3 protein-coding genes are annotated in these 1,460 nt (G+C 70.2%); all 3 read right to left on the reverse strand.

Features of this window, described 5'->3' with window-relative positions:
- The coding region (locus tag AB0C29_RS48175; RefSeq protein WP_360835053.1) for a DUF3626 domain-containing protein at nt 1-250 on the reverse strand (250 nt) is incomplete at its 3' end.
- A gap of 29 nt (nt 251-279) precedes the next feature.
- Nucleotides 280-1,125 carry an undecaprenyl-diphosphate phosphatase gene (locus AB0C29_RS48180; protein ID WP_360835049.1) on the reverse strand — a complete coding sequence of 282 codons (846 nt, stop codon included), beginning with the start codon at nt 1,123-1,125 and terminating at the stop codon, nt 280-282.
- 53 nt (nt 1,126-1,178) lie between these two features.
- Nucleotides 1,179-1,460 (reverse strand): site-specific integrase (locus AB0C29_RS48185; protein ID WP_360835051.1); only part of this gene is annotated, 282 nt, incomplete at its 5' end.

Consider the following 1,460-nt stretch of genomic DNA (forward strand, 5'->3'; position numbering starts at 1 on the left):
GGCCGGCGACCAGCTCCGGCGGATAGGCGTCGGCGAACATCCGCCGTTCCCAGCGTTCCCGGTCCCCGCCGGCGTACGCGGTGAGCCCGCCGTTGGAGATGCCGGTTTCGAACTGGCTGCGGTACACCCGGTCGCGGGCCAGGTGCTCGGCGACCGTACGCCCGTCGGCCAGCAGCCGGTCCGGGTGGAAACCGACCGTGATCCGCGCGCCGGGCACCGGCAGGTCCCCGGCGGCGCCGAGCCCGCGCACGTACGCGAGGGCCCGGGCCGCCGGTTCGTTCACTTCGGCTGGATGACGTTCGTGGCCAGCAGCACCATCAGCAGCGAGCCCAGCACCAGCCGGTAGCCGATGAAGATGCTGTACGAGTGCCGGGCGATGAACTTCAGCAGCCACGACACGGCGAACCAGCCGACGACGAAGCTGACCAGCGTCGCGACGATCGTCGGCAGCCAGCCGACACCGCCGTTGTCGGCGGAGATGTTGTCGTACTCGGTGACCGTCTGCAGCACGCTCGCGGCCAGCAGCGCCGGGATCGACAGGAAGAACGACAGTTTGGTGACCGTCACCCGGTCGAAGTCACGCAGCAGGCCGGCCGACATCGTCGCCCCGGACCGCGACACGCCGGGGATCAGCGACAGGCACTGCACCACCCCGATGATCAGGGTGTCCTTCCAGGTCACGTCCTGCTCGTGGCGGACCTGGGTGGCGGCGTGGTCGGCGAAGGCCATCACGCCGCTCCACAGGATCAGCGCCCCGGCGACGAACCACAGGCTGCGCAGGGTGCTCTCGATGGTGTCCTGGAACAGCAGCCCGACGATGCCGATCGGGATCGAGCCCAGGATGACCGCCCAGCCGAAGCGGTAGTCGAGGTGCTCGCGATGCTCGCGGTTGAGCACGCCGCGGACCCAGCCGGAGATGATCCGGGCGATGTCCTGGCGCAGGAAGATGACCGTGGCGATGACCGCGCCGGACTGGATGATCGCCGTGAACGCCGTGATGTCCGGCGCGTCGATCTGATAGCCGAGCAGCTTCTCCACGATGGTCAGATGGCCCGTGCTGGAGATCGGGAGGAACTCGGTGAAGCCCTCCACCGCACCCAGCAGCACCGCTTCGAAGATGTTCAACCCGACCTCGTCCCTTGATCGTTGCCTGACCGCGGTCGAGGATAGGGGGTCGCTCAGCCACCGCTGCGCCTGACCCGCGCCGCGGCGATGGTGTAAGCGGGGTCACGGTCGAGGTTGTGCCGGTCGCGGTCGTAGCGGCGGGTGGTGCGGGGGTCGGCGTGACCCATCGCATCCTGCACGTCTTCCAGGGGCACCCCCTCGGCGCGGGCGGTCGTGGCGAAGGCGTGCCGCAGCGAGTGCGGCGACAGCCGCGCCCATCCGGCGATGCCCGCGTCGCGGGCCAGGCGCCGCACCAGCCGGAAGACGGCGTGCCGGTCGATGCGGGCGCCGGTGGC

The organism is Actinoplanes sp. NPDC048791 (genome assembly GCF_040650095.1).
Taxonomy (GTDB): domain Bacteria; phylum Actinomycetota; class Actinomycetes; order Mycobacteriales; family Micromonosporaceae; genus Actinoplanes.